Consider the following 21,759-nt stretch of genomic DNA (forward strand, 5'->3'; position numbering starts at 1 on the left):
ATCCCATATCGATGATGGCTGTAGGAGCCAACGTGTTGGCGAAGCGCCGTCAGCGTTGAAACAGATCGGACGCCACGCGAATGAATTGGCGCCTACAGAGTGTGCTGGCTCCTTGAACAGGCCTGGAGTATAGATGTGCAAACTTCTAATAAAAACGCACATAAAAGCAGGTTCAACATGCAAAAAAACATCACGTCCCTGAGCGGATTGAACTGGGACGATCTGAAGTTTTTTCTGGAAGTGGCCCGTACCCGCAAGGCGAGTACAGCGGCCAAGCGCCTCTCGGTTGATTACACCACCGTGTCGCGGCGCATCAACTCGCTGGAAGCTTCACTTGGCACTTTGCTGTTCGAAAAGTCGCGCAATAATGGCTTTGTACTGACTGCCGAAGGCCAGCGTTTGCTGGGGTCTGCCGAGTCCATCGAGAGCACGCTGCACATTGCCTGCGAGCAGGTTTCGGGGTCTGGCGTGGCGTTGTCCGGGCATGTGCGGATGGGTTGCACCGAAGGGTTCGGCAGCTTTTTCATCACCCCGCAACTGAGTCGTTTCACCGATAAGTACCCGGCGATTTCAGTCGATATTCTGCCGCTGCCGCACTTCATCAGCCTGTCCAAGCGTGAAGCCGACATTGTCATCGCATTGGAGCGGCCCGAACACGGGCCTTACGTGTGCTGCAAGTTGTGCGACTACAGTCTGCGGCTGTACGCGACCCAGGATTATCTGGATAACCACGCGCCGATCATTCGCACCGAGGACCTGACCGAGCATGCTTTTGTCAGTTACGTCGATGATCTGGCGTTCAGTTCAGAGTTGTTGTATCTGAGCAATCTGCTGCCCGGCGCCCACGCCACACTGCGCAGCACCAGCGTCATCGCTCAATACGTCGCCGCGTTACAAGGCCGGGCGCTGGCGATTCTGCCGTGCTTCCTGGCAGCGCAGGATGCAAGGCTGCTGCCTGTGCTGGAGCAAGACGTGAACATCACCCGGCAGTTCTGGATGTACTGCCGCGAGGACTTGCGCAAGCTCAAGAGGATTACGCTGCTGTGGGATTACATCAGGGAAAGCACTGAACAGAACAAGGCGTTTTTATTGGGGCAAACGAACGCCGTGCAGTTCATTTCCCCCTAGCCTCCGGGCTTAGACGCTGCGGTATTCCACCGTCAGGTGCGTGACTTCGTGGACCGGGCTCAATCGCTGGCGAATGCTGTCTGCATCGACAGTGGCGTCGCCCATGACGCTAACGATGGCAGCGCGCGCCTCAGGCCCCACTCGCCAGACGTGCAGGTCAGTGATCCGCACGTCTCCTGAGCTTTCAAGGATTTCGCGAATTTCCTGCGCCAAATGATTGTCGGTCTGATCAAGCAGAACGCCTGAGGTGTCGCGCATAAGTGACCAGGCCCACCGGGCGATAACCAAGGCGCCCACAATGCCCATGGCCGGATCGAGCCACACCCAACCCAGGAATTTACCTGCCAGTAACGCCGCGATGGCGAGAATCGAGGTCAGCGCATCAGCCAGCACGTGCACGTAAGCGGAACGCAGGTTGTTGTCCTGACCGTGTGCCGCGTGTGGGTGACCGTGATCGTGAGGGTGATCGTGCCCATGACCGTGAGAATGGCCGTGCTGATGACCATGGCTCCCCGACAGCAGGAACGCACTCACGATATTCACCACAAGCCCGACAACTGCGATGAGGGTCGCTGTGCCGAACTCGACGCGGGTCGGTTCAAAAAGCCGCATCAATGATTCGGCGGCGATGCCGATGGAGACCAGCCCCAAAATCAGAGCAGACGCGAACCCGCCCAGATCGCCGACTTTGCCCGTGCCAAAACTGTATCGCGCGCTGCCTGCGTGACGCTTGGCGTAGCTGTACGCGGCGGCGGCGATGCCCAACGCGCCCGCGTGCGTTGCCATGTGAAAGCCGTCCGCCAGAAGCGCCATTGACCCGGTGATATAACCGGCGGCGATTTCAGCGACCATCATGACGACGGTCAGCGCCACCACCCAAAGCGTGCGCTTGGCGTTCTCATCGTGAGAGGCGCCGAGAAACACATGGTCGTGCGTATAGCTGGCGTGTGCATTGCTCATAGTGGTGAACCCTATTTGGTGTAGCGCCGAATGGCTTCGAGCAGTTCTTCCACGCCCTTGGCCCGCTCTTCATCGCTTAACCCAGGGTTGGCGACGTGTTCACGTGCGTGGTCTTCGATGATCTCGTCCATTAGCCCGTTGATGGCGCCGCGAGTGGCCGCTACGAGATGCAGGGTTTTCGCACAGTCGTCATCTGAAACGAGTGCGCGCTCTACCGCCTGAATCTGCCCCGCGATGCGCTTTACGCGCTTGAGCAGGTCATCCTTGCCTGATTTGACGTGCGACATACCATACCCCCCTACCCTATCCAGAACGCGGATGTTGTACCTATTGAAGAAGACATTGCAATGAGTTTTCCAGATTTGTCGCGGCTACTCCGGATTGCCCGGAGAGCCATAGATACGCGACGGTTTTAGACGTGAGCGGCTCAGCGCGGGCCCTCAAGTGCCCGCGCCAGATTCATCGCCGTCAATGCAACGAGGTTTCACGCCCTTTGGCCACGTCAGCGGCCTTGACCTCTCCGTTGCTCTGACCGAAACGACGCAGCACGAAGGTGCTGACTGCGGCGAGTTCCGTGTCGTTATAAGCACGGGCAAAGTCCGGCATGCGCTGATCGACGCGCAACGCAGCTTGTGTGTGCCCGCCCAGCAACGTGGCCATCAGGTTGGTACCTGCCGGGTCGTTGACGGTTTTGAGGCCGAGCAACATCGCGACCGGCGACTGGTTGCCGGTACCGTCCAGGCGGTGACACGCAGCGCAGGCGTCAGCAAAGACCTTGTGCCCCAAGCCGCTCGCGACCTGATCATTGACCTTGGCCGCAGGTCTTGCGATGCCTTCGCTGCGAGCAGGCGTGGACTTGAGATAGACGGCAATCGCCTTCAGGTCAGCCGGCTCCAGATAACGCAGGCTGTGCTCGACTGCATCGGCCATCGGACCGCCCGCACCCCCGTAGCCCGGCGCGTAACCCTGGGAAAGGTAGCTGACCAGTGACTCCTCCGGCCACGCGCCAATGCCGTATTGAGCATCTGAACTGATGTTGTAGGCTCGCCAGTTGCCCAGCTCGCCACCGGCCAACGAATTGCCTTTGCTCATGGCCTGGAAGATGTTGCGCGGCGTATGGCATTCGCCACAGTGCCCCGGCCCTTGCACCAGATAGGCACCGCGATTCCATTCCGCTGACTGCTTGCTGTCCGGAACGAAGCGCTCATTGGAGGCGAAAATCGCGTTCCAGAAAAACATGCCCCAGCGCTGATTGAACGGGAACGACAGGTCGTTCTCTGGCGGCTTCTGGTTGATCGGCTCCAGACTGAACAGGTACGCCTTGATCGCCAGAATGTCTTCACGGGACATCAACGTGTAAGACGTATACGGGAAGGCCGGATAGTAATGTTTGCCATCCTTGCCGACGCCTTTTTGCAGCGCACTGACAAAGTCGTCATCGGTCCAATTGCCGATTCCGGTCTCTTTGTCTGGGGTGATGTTGGGCGAGTAGAGCGTGCCGAACGGCAGTTTGAACGAAAGCCCGCCCGCGTAAGGTTTGCCACCTGGCGCCAGGTGACAGGCCACACAGTCGGCGGCACGGGTCAGGTATTCGCCCTTGCTGATCAAGGTGGGGTCGGCGGCCTGCGCCGTCAATGCAAAAGCGGCGCTCACCAACGCGAGCGCACCGTTAAAGATTTTCATGGCTGCGCTCCTCATACAGTGAAATAGCCAAAGCGGCTCAGTGGCAATCGGCGTTCACGCTTTTTGCTGGCGGCGTACAACGCGTTGACCAGCGCTGCGGCGGCCGGAACTGCACCGGTTTCACCGACACCACCAGGGCTCTCGGCGCTGCTGATCAAGTGGACCTCTACAGGCGGCGCGTCACTCATGCGGATCTGCCGATAGGCGTGGAAGTTGTTCTGCACCACTTGACCATTCTCGACGAGGATTTCATTGAACAGCGCAGCCGACAGGCCGAACAGCGTGCCGCCCTCCATTTGCGATGCTACGGAGGTGGGGTTGTTGACGAAGCCGCAGTCCACGACAGTGATCAGTCGCTTGATGAGAAAGCCCTTCTCGCCCTGCATTTCCAGCTCGACGACCGTGGCGACAAAGCTGCCGAACACGGAGCTGACGGCTACACCGCGTCCGTGCCCCGCAGGCAAGGGAGTCTTCCAGTCGGCCAGTTCGGCGGCTTTCTTCAGCACAGCCTGGGCGCGCGGATGCGCTTGCATCAGGCCCAGCCGGTAATCCACAGGATCGGCCTTGGCGTTGTGCGCCAGTTCGTCGATGAAGCACTCAACGGCGTACGTGCTGCGTAACGGTCCTACACCGCGCCACCACGAAACCGGGATGACGTCCGGGTCCTGGCGGATGTAGCGCACCTGCAGATTGTCGAGGGCGTAGACCGGGTCAATCGCCACTTCGACGGCATCGCTGTCCACGCCGTTTTCCGGCAATTTTCCGACGTACGCTGCCACCACAGAAGCCCCGGCGATGCGATGCTCCCAGCCTGTCGGGCGCAAGTCTTTGTCGAGCGCCGCATTGAGGCGGTCGACGTAATGAGGGCGATATTTGTCGTGAGTCATGTCCTCTTCACGGCTCCAGATCAACTTGATCGGGTAGCTGATCTGGCGGGCAATGTCCACGGCCTGAAAGATGAAGTCCGACTCCAGACGACGACCGAATCCACCACCGATGAGCTGGTTGTGGATGACCACTTTTTCCAATGGCATGCCGCAGACTTTCGCGGCGCCCATCTGGGCGAAACCCGGGGCCTGGCAGCCGACCCAAAGCTCACACATGTCAGGGCGTACATGGGCCACACAGGTCATGGGCTCAAGCGGCGAGTGGGACAAAAACGGTTGCTCGTAGACCGCTTCGAAATGGCTGGGCGCGTTTTTCAGTGCAGCGGCGATGTCACCGGTCTGCTTGGCAAACACGCCGTCTTTGGTGCTGGCATCCTGCAATGCCTTGTCCAGATCAGCCGAGCTGACGGCCGCGTGTGGCCCCAGGTCCCACTCGATTTCCAGTGCCTTGAGTGCCTGTTGGCACGCCCAGAAGTTGGTGGCCGTCACTGCCACGGCGTTTTCCAGGCGGATGACATCACGCACGCCCGGCACTTTGCGGGCGGCCTCGTCCTTGACGCTGCGCAACTTGCCGCCGAACACCGGGCAGGTAAGCGTGGACGCAATCAGCATGTCGGGGATTTTCAGGTCAATGGTGAACTGTGCAGAACCATTGACCTTGTTCGGGGTATCCAGTCGTTGTGCAGGCGTGCCCAGCAGCTTGAAGTCGGCGATGGCCTTGAGGGCGACATCTTTGGGAACCGGCAAGCCCGAAGCGGCTTCGACCAGATCGCCGTAAGCGGCTTTTTGTCCGTTCGGGCCAAGCACCTGGCCGTTTTCGGCGTGGCACTGGCTCGGCGCGACTTTCCAGCGCAGGGCTGCCGCCTCAATCAGCAACACGCGTGCAGTGGCACCCGCACGGCGCAACGGCTCCCAGGTGTAACGGGTCGAGGACGAGCCGCCGGTGGCCTGGAATTGCAGGACGTTGTCGGTATAGAGGTCAGCGTTTGGCGGTGCTTCTTCGATACGGATCTGGCTCAGTGGCACTTCAAGCTCTTCAGCCACCATCATGGCGATGCCGGTCTGCACGCCTTGGCCCATTTCGATTTTCGGCGAAATAAGCGTCACGAGGCCGTCGCGACCCACGCGCACAAAAGCGCCAAAGCCTGGCGATGCTGCATCACCCAGACGCCCGGCGCTGACGGTTTCGGCGGCAAAGCTGCGTGTGACCAGCGGCGGCAACCAGGCGCTGATCAGCAACCCGCCCAAAGACAGCGCGCTGCCCTTGAGCAAGCCACGACGAGAGACCGCCGTGGTCAATTGTTTGATATCGGTCATGGTCAATTCCTTCAGGCTTTGCTGACGCTTTTGATGGCGGCACGAATACGCGTGTAGGTCGCGCACCGGCAGAGATTCCCCGCCATGGCGGTGGTGATCTGCTCGTCATTGGCATCGGGGTGCTCCTGCAGCAGTGCCACGGCGGACATGATCTGTCCGGGCTGGCAGTAACCGCACTGCACCACCTCGTGGTCGAGCCAGGCTTTTTGCACTTGCTGGCCGACCGGCAATTGATCGACGGCCTCAATGGTGGTGACTTTGCGCCCGGCCACCGCGCTGACCGGCAGCACGCACGAGCGCACGGCCTGCCCGTCCAGATGCACGGTGCAAACGCCGCACTGGGCAATGCCGCAGCCATATTTGGTGCCGGTCATGCCCAGCACATCACGCAGGACCCACAGCAGCGGCATGTCGTCTGAGACATCCACCTCATGGTCCTGACCATTGATCAGTAATTTTTGCATCGCTAAGCCTCTGGCTTGATCACGGTTACCCGCTGACACATCGCCTCGGCGATGCAGGTCCACAGCGGTATCGGTTCTGTCTTGGTTACTGCCCGGCGGGACGTTGCCGCAAGGCTTATGAATACGGGGCGATGCTCTGGAATGCGGTTCAATACACGCGCCAGAACATCATCAAAGATGTATCAAAGTGTTAATAGTACCTTTGTGCCAGCGAATTCCCCCACGCTTTATGAAACAACTTTTTATAGTTTAGGAATTTCTGAACTATGCATTTGAGGATTCCTATTCTTTCCGCCCGTCGGCCGACTCTAAGATCGGCTCCAATAAAGGAGCCCGTCCGCAGAGACACGGCCTAAAGATTGCCTTTTTCAGATGCCACTGCCGTTTATTGCCTGCGCCGGTTTTAGCCGTGGCGGAGCCGTGTCAGCTGTCCAATGGAATCTTTGGGGTCGATCAATGAAGCTGGAAATCTTCCGCACGCTGTGGGGCTACACCGCGAGCAAGGCTCAGGCACTCGAGGAGTTGCGTGAGGCCGGGTTCGACGGGCTTGAAGCTCGCCTGCCCCTGGCCGCCAGTGAACGCGCTGAATTCGCCGCGTTTTTGCGCACCAACGATGTCGGTTACATCAGCACCGTATTTACCGCTTATGACGTGTTGCCCGAGCAGTCGGCGACGGTCGACGAGCATCTGATCGATCTGGATAAAAAGCTCGGCTGGGCAAGCGAGCTGACGCCGCGCTTCGTGAATCTGCTGGCGGGCAACGATCGCTGGGCATTGGCGCAGCAGGTAGATTTTTTTGGCCGGGCAATGGACGTTGCGCGCAAGCATGGGCAGATCTGTACGTTTGAAACCCACCGCGCGCGCTCACTGTTCAATCCATGGGTGACGCTGGAGTTGATTCGTCAGTTGCCCGACCTGCGCTTCACCAGCGACATCAGCCACTGGATCGTGACCTGCGAGCGTCTGCTTGATGACCCCGAAGACGACCTCAGCGCTTTCGTTGAGCGCGTGCATCACATTCAGGCCCGGGTAGGTTACGACCAAGGCCCGCAAGTGCCGCACCCCGCGGCCCCCGAATACGCCAAAGCGCTGGCTTTCCATCAACAGCATTGGGAAGCCATCTGGCGCTCCCAGCAAGCCCGCGGCTATCAGGTCACCACGCTGACACCTGAGTTCGGTGCCGACGGCTATCTGCATCACCTGCCTTTCACCAATGTGCCCGTGGCCGATCTGTGGTCGCTGAACGTGTGGATGGCCAAAACCCAACGCGAACACTTTCAGCGCTTCAACCCAACAACAAGCCGAGAAGGAGCGTCTTGTCATGCCTGATCAACATCACGTCAAAGCCGCCGGGGTCGCCAACTTCAACAGTATCCCGGTGGTGGATATCGCCGGGCTGTTCAGCGCCGATCTCGGCCAGCGCCAGGCGGTAGCGAACGACCTGGGTAAAGCCGCACGCGAAGTCGGTTTTCTGTATGTGAAGAATCACGGCATCGATCCTGCCTTGATCGAAGGGTTGCGTCAGGCCGCAAAGGAGCTGTTCGCGCAGTCGCTTGAGTACAAGATGCAGCACTACATCGGCACCTCGCGTAGCCACAAAGGCTTCGTGCCCGAAGGCGAAGAGGTTTACGCCAAAGGCAAGCCGGACCACAAGGAAGCGTTCGATATCGGTTTTGAAGTGGGCGACGAAGACCCACTTGTGATTGCCAAAACGCCTTTGATCGGCGCCAACGAATGGCCTGATCTGCCGGGCTTCCGTTCCGCTGTCGAGGCTTATTATGCGGCGGTCTTCGCGCTTGGCCGTCGGTTGTTCGACGGTTTTGCACTGGCATTGGGCCTTGAAGAGGGCTATTTCGAGGCGCTGGTGACGCGTCCGCCGTCCAAGCTGCGCCTGATCCACTATCCGTTCGACGGCGCCGCGCAAGACGCGCCCGGTATCGGTGCGCACACCGACTACGAGTGCTTCACCATGTTGCTCGCTGACAAGCCCGGGCTTGAGGTGATGAACGATCAAGGCCAGTGGATCGACGCACCGCCTGTGGAAGGCGCGTTCGTGGTGAACATCGGCGACATGCTGGAGGTGATGACCGCTGGTACGTTCGTTGCTACGGCCCATCGGGTGCGCACGGTCAGCGAGGAGCGTTACTCCTTCCCGTTGTTTTACGCGTGTGATTTCCATACCCAGATCAAGCCGCTGCCGCAGTTCGCGCAGGCGGGCAAGGATTACGAAGAGATCACCATCGGCGAGCACATGTTCGGCCAAGCGTTGCAGACCTATCAGTACCTGCGCAGCAAGGTCGAAGCCGGGGAAATAAAGCTGTACGAAAAAGCACGCAAGCCGTCGAGTTTCGGCCACCTGAAAAACCAGGCCCAGGACGCGCCCTGATGCAACGCCCTTTGCCCACACACAACACTTGCTCACAACCCGCCGTGCCTAACTTTCCTGACGTGGAGTCATCGACGATGCGCAACAAACCCAACACCGCTGTCCGCTTGAGCGTGCTTGCCGCTGCCGTCCTCGGCGGTTCTCTTTTAAGTGCTACGGCGGCGCAAGCTGCGTCGACCGTGACGCCCGGCCAGTTCAAGGTCGGCATGGAGATTACCTATCCTCCGTTCGAGTCCTACGACGAGAAGAAAAACGTCGTCGGTTCCGACCCGGACCTGTCGCGCATGCTTGCCAAGCACATGGGCCTCAAGGCCGAGTTCGTCGACACCAAGTTTTCCAGCCTGATCCTTAGCCTGAACGCCGGGCATTACGACGCGATCATCTCTGGCATGTACATCACGCCAGAGCGTCAGACCCAGGCGCAAACCATCGCCTATGCCAAAACCGGCGCGGCGATCATGGTGCTCAAGGACAGCCCGCTCAAACCCAAGGTGCCGGAAGATTTGTGCGGCCTGAAAGTCGGTCTTGAGAAAGGCACCACATGGGTGGCGCAATTCAACAAGCTCTCGACCGAGTACTGCATCCCCAACAACAAGGGCGCGATTTCGGTCAGCGAATTCCCGTCCGCCCCTGAAGTGACCCAGGCGCTGCTGTCCGGCAACGTTCAGGCCCAGGTTGAAATCGACGGCGCCGCCGGCATGATTGCCGAGCGCACCAAAGGCCGCGTGATGGTCAGCACCGAGCACTCGATCTACCAGCAGACGCTGGGCATCTACGTGAAGAAGGGCAACGACGAGCTGTATCAGGCGCTGCTCAAAGCCTTCGACGAAACCAAGAAGTCCGGCGAATACGCTGCCTTGCTGAAGAAGTACAACCTGGAAGAACCGGCAAACTGATGCGCTGAGTTCCCCCTGTAGGAGCGCGCTTGCCCGCAATGGCGTTGGTACATTCGATACGTTTCTATCGTCTGTTACATCCCTCGCGGGCAAGCGTGCTCTTACAGGTTTTGATCCGGTCTCCTGTTCAGGCTGGCTGCTTGAGGTGTTCATGCAATTTGAATGGTCTTACTTTTTTTCTCTGTTTTCGGTCTCGGACTTCTGGGAATCCTGCATCACGGTGATCGAGCTCAGTGCGCTCGCCTGGTTCATCGGCATGCTGTTGGGGTTCCTGCTGGCCTCGGCCAAGCTCTCGCAATCGCGCTGGATCAGCGTACCGGCGTCGATTTATATCTGGTTCTTTCGCAGCGTCCCGCTGCTGGTGTTGGTGGTGTTTGTCTACAACCTGCCGCAGATGTTTCCGTTTACGCGCGAGGTGCTGTCCAACCCGTTTTACTCCGGGTTGCTGGCGCTGGTGGTGACGGAAGCGGCTTATATGGCTGAAATCCACCGGGGCGGACTCATTTCGGTTGCCAAGGGGCAAAAGGAAGCCGGGCGTGCGCTGGGTGTCGGGCTGATTGGCTTGCAGCGTCTGATCGTCATCCCGCAAGCGTTTCGAATTTCCCTGCCAACGCTGATCAACGAATACATCACGGTGGTCAAACTCACCTCGCTGGTATCGGTGATTTCCCTCACTGAGCTGCTCACCGTGGGCCAACGCCTTTACGCGCAAAACTTTCTGGTGATGGAAACCCTGTCAGCCGTAGCGGTGTATTACGTGTTGATCGTGACGGTGTTCGGCTGGCTGTTTCACTGGCTCGAACAGCACCTGGAACTGAGCAACCGCAAGCCGCAAACGCTGGACGACGCCAGCCTGCAACGCCTGCGTTCGACGCTGGTGGCGAAACCCTCTTCGACCACTCGGGCTGACTCGGCGCCCGGTGCAGCACCGGCATTGAAACTGGTGAATATCCACAAAAGCTACGGCCAGCATGAGGTGCTCAAGGGCATTGATCTGGAGGTCAATGCCGGCCAGGTCATCTCGATCATCGGCCCTTCGGGATCGGGCAAGACCTCGCTGATTCGCACGGTGAACAGCCTGGAGAGCATCGATAAGGGCGAGATCATCCTGTTCGGTGAAGGCTTCATTCACGCCGGCGATAGCCCGAACGCGCCGCAGATTCGCAGTGGGGTGCAGCGTATCGGAATGGTGTTCCAGAGCTTCAACCTGTTTCCTCATCGCACCATTCTCGACAACGTCACCCTCGCCCCGCGCTATCACGGCCGCGACAAGGCCATCAGCGAACAACGTGCGCACGCCCTGCTGGACAAGGTCGGTTTGCTGGCGCACGCGCTGAAGTATCCGCATCAGTTATCCGGTGGTCAGCAGCAACGCGTGGCCATCGCCCGCGCACTGGCGATGGACCCGCAGATCATGTTGTTCGACGAGCCCACTTCAGCCCTCGACCCCGAGCTGGTCGGCGATGTGCTCAGGGTGATCGGCGATCTGGCGAAAGAAGGCATGACCATGCTGATCGTCACCCACGAGATGGATTTTGCGATGTCGATTTCCGACCGGGTGATTTTCATGGAGAACGGCGTGGTGCAACTGGACGCAGCGCCCGAGGTAATCCGCGCGACCCAGAGCGGCGAGCGGATCAAGCAGTTTATGGGGGTTTGATGGCTGATCACTGACCCCTTGTGGAGCTGACGAGCCAGAGCGAGGCTGCGATTACGGTGTGCCTGACACACCGCTATCTCAGCTTCGCGAGCAAGCCTTGCTCCAAGGGTTCGCGGACATCACAAGTCCAGCATCAACCCACTCAGCCGCTTCACCTTGCGCCGAAGCGCTTCTTCAAAAACCCCATGCCTCGGCTCGATCAGGCTGAACCAGTTTTTTGCGCGGGTGATGCCGGTGTAAATGAGTTCTTTGGTCAGTACCGGGTTCAGCGCTTCGGGGAGGATCAGCGCGGTGTGCGCAAATTCAGAGCCCTGCGACTTGTGCACGGTCATGGCGTAGACAGTTTCCACGTCGTTAAGGCGGCTCGGCAAGACAAAACGCACCCCGCCACTCCCGTCGTTACGCGGGAACGCCACACGCAGCGCCTTGCGTTGTTCTTCCGGCGCGCCTTCGGGCAGACGCAATGCGATGCCGATGTCGCCGTTCATCAGGCCTAGCCCGTAGTCGTTCCGGGTCATCAGCACCGGGCGTCCTTCGTACCACTGCTGATCGCTCTCGATCAGCCCTGCGCCAAACAGCGACTGGGTGATGCGCTGATTCAAGCCTTCAACGCCCCATGGCCCTTTGCGCACGGCACATAAAAGCTGGAACTCATCGAACGCCTGCAACACCGATCGCGCCCACTCAGTCCAGCAAGGGTCTTCGAAAGCCGCATCCGTAATCGGGCGCAGCGAGGCCAGGACGCTCAAATAATGTCGATAGCCCACCGGGCCCTCGCCGTGGCCGTCCAGCAAAAGACGACTGAACGCCCGATCTTGCTCGCCCTTCAGCGCAAGCGAGAACAAGTCTTTGTAGGTTCCGCCGGCCAACAACGCACGGGCCTGATGGTCCTGCTGCTGGTTAACCAGTTTCGCCAGTTGACCAATACCGCTGCCCTGCACGAAGCGTCGGGAATGGCGCAGCATCACCACTTGCTGCGCCAGCGGGTATTGCTCGTCGCTGCCCTGGGCCAAGCCGCTGTCGCTCAGATCCTCGCCGCTGACCGCTTCCAGCCACGCGTGAGTATGGGGGCTGTACATGCCCGCCTCGGCATCGCGGCACAAGTCACCCAATACGGCGCCGGCTTCCACCGAAGCCAACTGGTCCTTGTCACCGAGCAGAATCATCCGCGCATGCGGCGGCAAAGCGTCCAGCAGGTTGGCCATCATTTCCAGGTCGATCATCGACGCTTCATCGACCACCAGCACATCCAGCGGCAACGGATTCCCCGCGTGATGACGAAAGTGTCGTGTGCCCGGGCGACTGCCCAACAGCCTGTGGACCGTCGTCACTTCGCTCGGGATTTTTTGCCGCACGGCGTCAGGGACTTCCAGTGACTGAACCTGATGGCTGATGGATTCGGTCAAGCGGGCGGCAGCTTTACCTGTGGGCGCGGCCAAACGAATGCGCAGCGGTTTGCCGGCTTCGACAGCCGGTGATTGCAGCAGGGCCAACAAGCGAACGACGGTAGTGGTTTTACCGGTGCCGGGGCCGCCGGTGATGATGCTGAAAGCACCTCGCGTGGCGATGGCGCAGGCCAGTTTCTGCCAATCGATCATTGGCGTTGACTTCGCATCCCCGAACAACGCATCCAGACGCTGTGGCAGATCAACCGGTGCAGCTTCAGCCTGGTTCAGACGCAAATGCAACGCCGCGTCGATGCGCCGCTCATAGCTCCAGTAGCGTCGCAGGTACAAGCGTCGTTCCGCCAGCACCAGCGGCTTTTGCGCGGCGCTCTCGCTGACATCGCCGGCTTGGGCCACCAGCGTGCTGCTGGCCAGCGCCTGACACCACGCGGTACCGTCGAGCGCAACCAGTAACTGCGACGGCAGCAACATGGGCCCGGTTTGCGCGTCTCCTTCTGGCGGAAGCGACAAGGCAAAGTCAGGCTCTTTGAGGGTTTCGTAAAGATCGAGACAAACGTGGCCGTGCCCCAACTGGTGACTGGTCAACGCTGCGGCCAACAGCACCAGGGAATCGGCGCTCGGGTCCAGCTCACTGAGAAACGCGACAAACGCCTTGTCCAGTGCGCGCAACCAGCCGCGCTCGACCCAACGCTCCAGCAACAACAGCAAGTCGTCGACGCGGGTCAACGGTTGCAGGTCGGCGAGGCTTTTCGCATCCAGCGGCGTGGGCAGCAAATGGGCGAAGGATCGGCTCATGCGAAATCTCCTGACAACACGTCTTCTTGCATCAAGCCCTGTCCCTGGAATAACAAATCGAGGTTTTCGATCAGCGCCCGTGGCGGCCGGGTAAACCATGCGCCCTGGCTCGCCGAACGGTTGCCGCGGACAAACAGATACAGCGCGCCGCCCATGTGCAGGTCGTAGTCATAGTCGGCCAGTCTCGCCTTGAGCTGGCGATGCAGCGCAAGCAGATACAGCACGTATTGCAGGTCGTAGCGGTTATCCAGGATCGCGTTCTCCATGGCCTGCTCGGTGTAGGCGTCATCGTCCACGCCCAGCCAGTTGGATTTATAGTCGGCGACGTAATAGCGGCCCTGATGCTCGAATGTCAGGTCGATAAAGCCCTTGAACATGCCATTGAGCGAAACGGTTTCTACCGCTGCCCGCGGGGCGCCGTTATGGGTGTAGCGCCTGACCAGCGCGTCCATTTGCGCGACATCGACTTTATGGCTGGCAAACCAGAACTCCATCTCGACGCGGTATTGGTTAGGCTGATCCAGAGCGCACAACGCGACCGGCTGATCGCCTGCCGCCAGGCGAAACGGCAGCGTCAGCACATGCTGTAGCCAGTCGACCAAGGTAACGATCCAGCCTTCCCAACCGCGCCGATTGCAGCGTCTGGCCACCGCACTTTCCAGTGCCTGCGGGTTATTGGCGGCGACGGAAAAGCCCTCACCGCCCGCCCACTCCAGCAGTCCATGCAAAAAGGTGCCGGGATTGGGCCCACGCGGGAATCGGTGAATATCGCCGCCGCTGACCAACACCTCACGTGGCGCTTCGGGGTCCAGTCGCTCGTCATCGAACAGCTTCTGCGCCTGCGGTCTGTCCGGGGACTGATCGCCGCCGTCGGTGATGGTGTCGCCGATCCGCAGCGCACTGTAGGACGCGATCCACCAGTTCTCCTTCGCACTGCGCCGGGGCATGCGCGGCTTGATCAGTGTGGCGTCGTTGCGCGGAGCGTGGAACATCGCCGGAGTCGGCTCGGGCAGACGTTCAACACTGAGCGACGGCGCGCCCTCGGCCAGCGCCTGCAGCCAGATTTTCAGGCCGGTGGACTCGGCCAAAACTGCGCCGCCGCCGAGCAGGTAACCCAACGCTGAGCGATGCAGCACCGAGCTTGTGCTGTTACCGCGCTTGAGGTCGGCGACGCCCAGCCAGCAGGCGTGTCGGGCGCGCGTCAATGCGACGTACAGCAGGCGCAAGTCTTCGGCCAGACGTTCATCGTCAGCCTGCTCGACCAATGCAGCAGTGGGTTTCAGGCTGATGCGGGCATTGCCGTGCTCATCGTGGAAGTGGAGCGGCAACCGACTGCCGTCGACCGGCTTTGACGAGCAAATGAAGGGCAGAAATACCAGTGGGTACTCAAGCCCCTTGGACTTGTGGATGGTCACCACTTTGACCAGTTGCTCGTCACTTTCAAGACGCAGGATTTGCTCTTCACCGGTTTGTCCGGACAGGGCAAGGTGCTCGCTCAGATGACGAATCAACGCCTGCTCACCATCCAGTTCTGCGGCCGCCTGCTGCAACAGTTCGGACAGGTGTAGCAAGTTGGTCAGGACCCTCTCGCCGTCGTTACGCGCCATCAGCGACTGCGGCAGTTTGAAGTCGTGCAGCAAACGCCGGAGCATCGGCAGCACGCCCTGACTGCGCCAGATCGCCCGATAGCCACGAAATTGCATGACGCGTGTTTCCCAGGCGAGTTCGTCCTGATTGAGCAGCTCAAGCTCGGTCAGCGACAAGTCCAGCGTGATGCAGGCCAGTGCTGCACGCAATGTGCGTTCGGCATCCGGCTCGGCGCAGGCTTTGAGCCACGCCAAAACATCGTGGGCTTCTTGAGCAGCGAACACCGAGTCCTTGTCCGAGAGGTACACGCTGCGCACGCCACGCGCTGACAACTCGGCACGAACGGCCTGCGCCTCTTTGCCGTCGCGCACCAGGATCGCAATGTCGGCCGGCAGCAGTCCCTTGAGCGGCTCGCCAGGCTGCGCAAAACCGGCACTGCCCTGCTGTCCGGCATTCAACAGACGGGTAATCTCACTGGCGCAACTGGCGGCCAGGTGCTGGCGATACACGCTGCCCGCCACTGGCTTGTCGGTCTCCAGCTGCCAGACATTGAGTGCCGGGACTGCCTCGCCTTCGAACTGAAATTGCTCTTTGCGCCCTTGGGAAGCGACAGAGACAAAGGGCACAGGATTGGCATCGGCCGTGCGAAACAGAAACGCACCGCGCCCAGTGGGGCTGGTTTCAGCACGCCCAAAAACATGATTCACCGCCTCGACCATTGCGTGGCTGGAGCGGAAGTTGGTGTCGAGCGTGTGCCAGCGACCTTCGGTGGCCTTTCGCGCACGCAGGTAGGTGTAGATGTCGGCACCGCGGAAGGCATAGATCGCTTGCTTGGGGTCGCCAATCAGGAACAGGCCTGTGTTGTCGTCGCTTTGTTCAAGGTGATAAATGCTGTCGAAAATCCGGTACTGCACCGGATCCGTGTCCTGGAATTCGTCGATCAACGCGACCGGAAACTGGTCACGGATAAGGGTGGCCAAGCGCTCACCACCGGTGCTTTTGAGCGCGGCATCCAGGCGCAGCAGCATGTCATCGAAACCCATTTCTGCGCGACGACGCTTTTCCTCTTCGAACCGTGCGCCTACCCACTGAGCCGCGTGCTCAAGCACTGCCGCATCAGGCGTTGGCAACGTATCGAGCGCAACCTTGAGCTCAACCATCGCCTCGAACGCAGGGTGCGAAGGCGGATTGCTCTTCCACGCCTCGGCAATACCGTCCGGGGTCAGCCGCGTAAAGCCACCGCCCAGGTCAAGTTGCTCTTGCTCGTCATCGCTCGCCCAGGCGATCAGCTTGTCGAACCACGGCCTGAAGTAGCGCTCCTGAATCTTGCGACCATCGACGATCTTGCACTGCACACCATCAATACAGATCGCGTGGAGTTCCGCAGCCCAGTTCGCCCAGGGTGATTTGAGGGCTCTAAGGACCTCCCGACGCTCGTCGATGGATTGTTGAATCAACTGATCGGGGCTTTGCGTTACCGGGTCTCTGTCGCTGCCGAACAGTGCGCGAACGCGCGGCAGCAGGGCCGTCGGCCCACCCCAATTGGCGCGTACCCAACTCAGCGCTTCATCGGTCATGGGATAGCAGAACTTGCGCCAGTAATCGCGCAAGACCTCGTTGAGCAGGTCGGTGTGATCGGTTTCAAGTGTCTGGGTGAACAGGCTGCCGCTGTCGAACGCGTGCTCGCGCAGCATCCGCTGGCACCAACTGTGGATGGTCGAAACTGCCGCCTCGTCCATCCACTGCGCGGCGATGTCCAGGCGGCTCGCGCAGGCTGCCCAGCGCCCGGGTTCGAACTCGTTTCTGAGGTCCAGAATGAGCGCATCGGGTGCTTCGATTTCTTCGCGAAAGAATCGGGCGGCCTCGGCCAGACGCGTACGAATACGGTCGCGCAGCTCTTTGGTGGCGGCGTCAGTGAATGTGACTACCAGTATCTGAGGTGGCAATAATTCACGCCCGAATCCACAAAGATCACCGCCGTGGCCCAACACCAGCCGCAGGTACAGCGCCGAGATGGTGAAGGTTTTCCCGGTGCCAGCGCTGGCTTCGATCAGTTGGCTGCCCTTGAGTGGAAAACTCAGGGCCAGCGGCTTGCTCGCTTGACTGCTCATACTCCGGCCCCCTGAGTGGACAGAGCTTGCCACTGCGCTTCAAATATCGGTTTGTAGAGGGCGTCACACCAGCCGGCAAATTCTTCGCTGTCGAGGAGTGCATCGAATTCCGGAAACTGCCGAGCCAGCGCAGTGCTTTCTCGGCGTTCGCCGTCCGTATTCTGGCCGTCGCCTTCATACACTTTGCGCGCGGCGGCTTCGGCTTTCACTTCGTCCGCCTGTTCAAGCCACGCAAACGCCGTCTTCACTGCAACGGGCAACGGCCGCTGCATGCCCAGTTGCCACGCGAGCAGCAGGTCATTGAGGACGCTGATGGCGTGAGCTTTTTCCAGCGGCGGCAAAAGCAGCGTTTCGTCGCTGGCAACCAGCGCAGTGGTCAATGGCAAATCGCATGCGCAGGCAACCAGATGGTTGACCCATGGCCGGGTGAGCCGGTGCCATTTGAGCGCTTTCTTTCCGAGGATCGCATTAGGGATGGCGGTGATCGACAACAGCTCATGCGCCGCGTTTCGATGCAGGCCATCAATCCAGCCATCGAAAGCAATACCTTGATGCTGGTAGCTCACCGGCAGCGCACTGTGCAGACGTTCCGGCCAACGAATCAATAGCGCGTGATAGCGCTCGACGAGATCAGGCAGCGGCTCCATGAGCTCGGCCTGCAAACGAGTCCCGAACCCTGCCATCGGAAGCAAACCACTGCCCTGCAAGCGAATCGCCTGTGCTTGCAATGCGTCCTCGATACGCGCCTTCTGAGGCAGCGCTGCTTGCAGCAAACTGTCGCTGAGGCCATATCGTTCAAGAGCGTCGAGCACGAAAGGTTCTTCGTCGGCGAGCGGTGCTTCGGCTACTTCAAAATAGATTTTCAAGCGCTGGCTGAAAAAGTGTTTGACCGGATTGCGCAGAAAATCCTGCAGTTGCATCAGGCTCAGCGGCTCTTCCTGCTCATGCTTCATGAGCGGCGCCTGGTCGGACTTGGGGATGGCCGCTTCGTGCAATACCTGCCACTCACGAGCAAAGCTGAAGAACTCGGGGCTCTCGTGAAAGTACTTGGCACTAAAAGGCTGAAGCGGGTGCTCGAGGGTGAGTTTACGCAGCAACTGTTGGCCGGGATCCCGCTGTTTTTCGTCCTCCGGCTCGATAGCGTCAGCCAGCTTCCAGCCGCTGGACAGGTGATCGCGTAACTGGCCGATCAGCACCGAGGCCGGTCGCTCGGAATTATCACGAATGCTGCGGCCCACCCAACTGATGTAGAGCTGCTCGCGTGCCGAGAGCAGGGCTTCAAGCAATAGATAGCGGTCATCTTCCCGACGAGACCGATCACCAGGGCGGTAATCGCTGCCCATCAAGTCAAAATCCAGAGGCGGCTGTGCGCGAGGGTAATCGCCGTCGTTCATCCCCAGTAGGCACACCACTTTGAAGGGAATCGCACGCATCGGCATCAACGTACAAAAGTTGACCGATCCCGCCAGAAACCGCTGCGACAGGCGTCCCTGATCAAGGCCGGTGAGCCAGGCTTCGCGAACCACCGTCAACGGTAGCTCTTCGTGCAGCCCCACTGATTCGCATGTCTCCAGCCAGGTTTCACGCAGGGTTTCCAATTGGCTAAGCAAATAATCGTCGTGCTCGCTGTCGGCCATGAAAAACAGCTGCATGAGTGCTTGCAGGCGATGACCCCAAACGCTTGGCTCGGCCGGTTTTGAAAGTTCGCTGTGGGCAACCTGGAGCGCATCGATCAGTGAAACCAAAGGGCCAATCAATGCAGCGTCGAGCCCGCCAATCTCGTCATAGGGCTCAATGCCTTCGTAGGCTGCGCCGTCTCCTACCGCATAGCCCAATAGCATACGACGCAGTCCGAAGTGCCAACTGTTTTGTTCCAGAGACTCTGGCAAACCGAGGCCTGCGCGTTGTTTCGCATCAAGCCCCCAACGAACACCCGCTCCTTCTATCCAGCGATGCAGTGTGGGCAAATCACGTTCGCTGATCCCAAACCGCGCCCTGAGTGCAGGCACGTCCAGCAAGTCAAGAATTTCACTGACAGGAAAGCGGCTGTCCGGGATTTTCAGCAGGTGCTCAACCGCGATGAGCAGCGGTTCACGACCTCGCTGGCCCTGGTCTGCCAAGGTGAACGGGATAAAACGACGATCGTCCCGATCAAGCTGCCCGAATACGGCGCGAATGTGCGGGGCGTAGCTGTCGATGTCAGGGACCATGACGATGATGTCACGCGGCCGCAGATCAGGATCTTTGTTGAAACGGGCGAGTAGCTGGTCGTGCAGCACCTCGACTTCTCGTTGTGCGCTATGGGCAACATGAAAACGTATCGAGCGATCTTTCCTGGGATCGACAGGCGACCAGAGCTCACGCGTTTCATTCAGCGGGCGCAGCTCAAGAATGTCGTCTTGCAGTTGGTTGAGGAGGGTCTCTGGGTTGCTCTCGCTGAACAGGTCGATGCGACCATCCCGAAACGCTGAGCGATAGTCGTTAGGCTCATCGTGGCTGTCGAGCAGATTGATGTAGTCGCGGCCCTGCTTTCCCCATGCTGCAAGCAAGGGATGCGCGTGCTGATGCAAGGCTTCAGGATTGAGCACCATAGGCATGCCGGGTTTACGCGACTGTCGCTTGTACTCATGCCGCAAGAGGTCTTTATCGGCAACAATATCGGCCCAATGGTGCCGACATGGGTTGTGGACACAAAGCAGCACCTGACTAAATTTTGCCAATCCCGCCAAGGCTTCAAGCGCTTGAGCCGGGAGCGATGAAATACCGAAAACGATCACGCGTGCAGGTAAACCAAGAGGCGCTTGGGTCAAGTTTTTGATGCGTTCCATGAAACGCTGGTGCACGCCGGCACGACTCTGCGCCATGCCTTCTTCACCCACATCCACCAGCAGCGCACGCCAGAGTTCGGCTTGCCAGCAATTCTCGGGCTTGAGCGGTTTTGTCTGGCCGGTGACATTTCTCAGCTGGTGACGGCCTGCGGCCCAGTCTTCAAGCCAATCGGCGCGATACACCTGATATTGGTCAAAGAGATCGGCGAGTCGTTCGGACAGTTGGTAGCGCTTGCGAAGGTCAGCGTCTGAGGTAAGGAAGCGCTGTAGCGGTTCAAAATGCGGCTGATTGATCAGCGCCGGAAGCAGGCGCATCAGACGCCAGGTCAGTGGAGCCTTGTCCAACAGCGATGTGACGGGGATTTCTTCTCGGCCTAGTACAAGCCGGTAGAGCTGCCACATAAAACTGCCGGGTAATTGCACGTCAATAGCTGCAGCAATTCCGCATCCACCTTGATCATCGTCCTGCGCGTCTTCAGCCAATGCCATCTTCAACCATTGGGCGATGCCGTTGCTTTGTACGAGCGCAATTTCATTTTCTAGCGGGGCAAGCGGATAAAGCCGCATCCATGAAACAACCAGACTGCGCAGCTCATCCAGCCTATTGCCGTGCACCACCATAAATCCGGCGCTGAGGTTGGATGTGACTGGCATAGCTGCTCCTTCGCCAATGGATATCTGAAGCGCGGAGTGTAACCTTGAAGGGTGTTTATCGGGTTGTGATTGATGGCAAGCGTCTGGCAATCCTCTGCTGAGACTCAGGCCTCAATTGACCGCAACCACTCGTTGACCGACGCCTTATCGAAATGCGTTGGGTTGAACCGCCATCCGTACCACTCCAACATAGCTTCGTACTCTGGATGATTCGGGTCGGCCATTACTTCGAGGAAATAGGCATAACCTCCCGCTCCACCAATATCTTCCGGTGGGCAGGCGTTGGCACCGTCGATGCACCTGGGCACTTTCCGCCTGCCTGCGGGCTGTTTCTCCTCCACTGTTATCTGATGCTCCCAACCGTCGCCAAAGTCGTAGAGATAACTGAACGTATTTTCGCCGTTCAGTGCTTTGATCAATGTCTTGCGGGCCTCAGCGTGAATGGGCACTCCGCATCCATCCGGATCCGGAATACCGTACTTTTCACCAGCAATTTCAAACTCATGTAGATGCTCGTCGTACCAGCCCATCGCAATCTGGATCACTGCGTGCAGCCTGCCCAAGGTAATTCTTTCGGAGACCACCACGCGGCGCCATATGACTGGCTCGACCCACTTCAACTCAATATGCAGTATCAGCAACCCAGCTTTGGGTTTTAACGAGCGAACATTACTGACCATGGATAAGGCCTCACAGATTTTTTGTCAGTACGGGACATGTCCCGGGATAGCAGCTAGTCCAGCCGTTTGTACAGATAGTTAACGATTTTAAAACCATTACCAAGCAAGGTCCGATTTTTTCGCGCGCAAAAACAAAACCCCATCTGCGTAAGCAGATGGGGTTTCGGAATTTAATCTTGACGATGACCTACTCTCACATGGGGAAACCCCACACTACCATCGGCGATGCATCGTTTCACTGCTGAGTTCGGGATGGGATCAGGTGGTTCCAATGCTCTATGGTCGTCAAGAAATTCGGGTACCAAGTCGCTGCACCT

The 21,759-nt window shown here is 59.2% G+C and carries 14 protein-coding genes and 1 rRNA gene; 5 read left to right on the forward strand and 10 right to left on the reverse strand.

All coding sequences use genetic code 11. The features are described from left to right. Nucleotides 1-177: 177 nt before the first annotated feature. On the forward strand, nucleotides 178-1,128 hold the full coding sequence (locus tag OYW20_RS21450; RefSeq protein WP_268797912.1) for a LysR family transcriptional regulator: 951 nt from the start codon (nucleotides 178-180) through the stop codon (nucleotides 1,126-1,128). Between the two features lie 9 nt (nucleotides 1,129-1,137). Here the strand turns inward: OYW20_RS21450 and dmeF are convergent, their stop codons facing one another. The 5 genes from dmeF to OYW20_RS21475 form a co-directional block, all read right to left on the reverse strand. Further along, entirely contained in the window at nucleotides 1,138-2,088 is a 951-nt protein-coding gene (gene dmeF / locus OYW20_RS21455; RefSeq protein ID WP_268797913.1) for a CDF family Co(II)/Ni(II) efflux transporter DmeF, read from the reverse strand. An 11-nt stretch (nucleotides 2,089-2,099) separates the two neighbouring features. Then, nucleotides 2,100-2,375, reverse strand: coding sequence for a metal/formaldehyde-sensitive transcriptional repressor (locus OYW20_RS21460; RefSeq protein WP_268797914.1), 276 nt, complete (start codon nucleotides 2,373-2,375; stop codon nucleotides 2,100-2,102). Between the two features lie 181 nt (nucleotides 2,376-2,556). After that, nucleotides 2,557-3,771, reverse strand: coding sequence for a cytochrome c (locus tag OYW20_RS21465; protein WP_268797915.1), 1,215 nt, complete (start codon nucleotides 3,769-3,771; stop codon nucleotides 2,557-2,559). An 11-nt stretch (nucleotides 3,772-3,782) separates the two neighbouring features. Continuing rightward, nucleotides 3,783-5,975: a xanthine dehydrogenase family protein molybdopterin-binding subunit gene (locus tag OYW20_RS21470; RefSeq protein WP_268797916.1), complete on the reverse strand. Its 2,193-nt coding sequence runs from the start codon at nucleotides 5,973-5,975 to the stop codon at nucleotides 3,783-3,785. Between the two features lie 11 nt (nucleotides 5,976-5,986). After that, the gene (locus OYW20_RS21475) at nucleotides 5,987-6,439 is read right to left on the reverse strand and encodes a (2Fe-2S)-binding protein (protein WP_268797917.1); all 453 of its coding nucleotides are present in this window, start codon (nucleotides 6,437-6,439) and stop codon (nucleotides 5,987-5,989) included. Nucleotides 6,440-6,895: 456 nt separating this feature from the next. Here OYW20_RS21475 and OYW20_RS21480 point away from each other — a divergent pair, with 456 nt between their 5' ends. From OYW20_RS21480 to OYW20_RS21495, 4 genes are all read left to right on the forward strand, one after another. Further along, the gene (locus OYW20_RS21480; protein ID WP_268797918.1) at nucleotides 6,896-7,768 is read left to right on the forward strand and encodes a sugar phosphate isomerase/epimerase family protein; all 873 of its coding nucleotides are present in this window, start codon (nucleotides 6,896-6,898) and stop codon (nucleotides 7,766-7,768) included. Then, nucleotides 7,761-8,825: an isopenicillin N synthase family dioxygenase gene (locus OYW20_RS21485; protein WP_268797919.1), complete on the forward strand. Its 1,065-nt coding sequence runs from the start codon at nucleotides 7,761-7,763 to the stop codon at nucleotides 8,823-8,825. Before OYW20_RS21480 ends, OYW20_RS21485 begins: the two co-directional genes overlap by 8 nt. Nucleotides 8,826-8,902: 77 nt before the next feature. Then, entirely contained in the window at nucleotides 8,903-9,721 is an 819-nt protein-coding gene (locus OYW20_RS21490) for an ABC transporter substrate-binding protein (RefSeq protein WP_268797920.1), read from the forward strand. 151 nt (nucleotides 9,722-9,872) lie between these two features. Beyond that, the gene (locus tag OYW20_RS21495) at nucleotides 9,873-11,381 is read left to right on the forward strand and encodes an amino acid ABC transporter permease/ATP-binding protein (RefSeq protein ID WP_268797921.1); all 1,509 of its coding nucleotides are present in this window, start codon (nucleotides 9,873-9,875) and stop codon (nucleotides 11,379-11,381) included. 119 nt (nucleotides 11,382-11,500) lie between these two features. Here the strand turns inward: OYW20_RS21495 and recD are convergent, their stop codons facing one another. The 5 genes from recD to rrf all read right to left on the reverse strand — a co-directional run bounded on the left by recD (nucleotide 11,501) and on the right by rrf (nucleotide 21,732). Then, a complete protein-coding gene (gene recD, locus OYW20_RS21500) occupies nucleotides 11,501-13,582 on the reverse strand; it encodes an exodeoxyribonuclease V subunit alpha (RefSeq protein WP_268797922.1) in 2,082 nt (693 codons plus the stop codon). After that, complete coding sequence (gene recB, locus OYW20_RS21505) at nucleotides 13,579-17,280, reverse strand: exodeoxyribonuclease V subunit beta (RefSeq protein ID WP_268797923.1); 3,702 nt, start codon at nucleotides 17,278-17,280, stop codon at nucleotides 13,579-13,581. The genes recD and recB overlap by 4 nt, the downstream gene beginning before the upstream one ends. Then, complete coding sequence (gene recC, locus OYW20_RS21510; protein WP_268797924.1) at nucleotides 17,277-20,762, reverse strand: exodeoxyribonuclease V subunit gamma; 3,486 nt, start codon at nucleotides 20,760-20,762, stop codon at nucleotides 17,277-17,279. The genes recB and recC overlap by 4 nt, the downstream gene beginning before the upstream one ends. A gap of 104 nt (nucleotides 20,763-20,866) precedes the next feature. Further along, nucleotides 20,867-21,442, reverse strand: coding sequence for a plasmid pRiA4b ORF-3 family protein (locus OYW20_RS21515; protein WP_268797925.1), 576 nt, complete (start codon nucleotides 21,440-21,442; stop codon nucleotides 20,867-20,869). Between the two features lie 174 nt (nucleotides 21,443-21,616). After that, nucleotides 21,617-21,732: ribosomal RNA gene (gene rrf, locus OYW20_RS21520) — 5S ribosomal RNA — on the reverse strand. Nucleotides 21,733-21,759 lie beyond the last annotated feature (27 nt).

The organism is Pseudomonas sp. BSw22131 (assembly GCF_026810445.1).
Classification (GTDB): domain Bacteria; phylum Pseudomonadota; class Gammaproteobacteria; order Pseudomonadales; family Pseudomonadaceae; genus Aquipseudomonas; species Aquipseudomonas huanghezhanensis.

Coding starts and splice junctions, on each gene's coding strand:
- OYW20_RS21450 (WP_268797912.1), top strand. CDS start 178: ATGCAAAAAAACATCACGTCCCTGAGCGGATTGAACTGGGACGATCTG.
- dmeF (WP_268797913.1), bottom strand. CDS start 2,088: ATGAGCAATGCACACGCCAGCTATACGCACGACCATGTGTTTCTCGGC.
- OYW20_RS21460 (WP_268797914.1), bottom strand. CDS start 2,375: ATGTCGCACGTCAAATCAGGCAAGGATGACCTGCTCAAGCGCGTAAAG.
- OYW20_RS21465 (WP_268797915.1), bottom strand. CDS start 3,771: ATGAAAATCTTTAACGGTGCGCTCGCGTTGGTGAGCGCCGCTTTTGCA.
- OYW20_RS21470 (WP_268797916.1), bottom strand. CDS start 5,975: ATGACCGATATCAAACAATTGACCACGGCGGTCTCTCGTCGTGGCTTG.
- OYW20_RS21475 (WP_268797917.1), bottom strand. CDS start 6,439: ATGCAAAAATTACTGATCAATGGTCAGGACCATGAGGTGGATGTCTCA.
- OYW20_RS21480 (WP_268797918.1), top strand. CDS start 6,896: ATGAAGCTGGAAATCTTCCGCACGCTGTGGGGCTACACCGCGAGCAAG.
- OYW20_RS21485 (WP_268797919.1), top strand. CDS start 7,761: ATGCCTGATCAACATCACGTCAAAGCCGCCGGGGTCGCCAACTTCAAC.
- OYW20_RS21490 (WP_268797920.1), top strand. CDS start 8,903: ATGCGCAACAAACCCAACACCGCTGTCCGCTTGAGCGTGCTTGCCGCT.
- OYW20_RS21495 (WP_268797921.1), top strand. CDS start 9,873: ATGCAATTTGAATGGTCTTACTTTTTTTCTCTGTTTTCGGTCTCGGAC.
- recD (WP_268797922.1), bottom strand. CDS start 13,582: ATGAGCCGATCCTTCGCCCATTTGCTGCCCACGCCGCTGGATGCGAAA.
- recB (WP_268797923.1), bottom strand. CDS start 17,280: ATGAGCAGTCAAGCGAGCAAGCCGCTGGCCCTGAGTTTTCCACTCAAG.
- recC (WP_268797924.1), bottom strand. CDS start 20,762: ATGCCAGTCACATCCAACCTCAGCGCCGGATTTATGGTGGTGCACGGC.
- OYW20_RS21515 (WP_268797925.1), bottom strand. CDS start 21,442: ATGGTCAGTAATGTTCGCTCGTTAAAACCCAAAGCTGGGTTGCTGATA.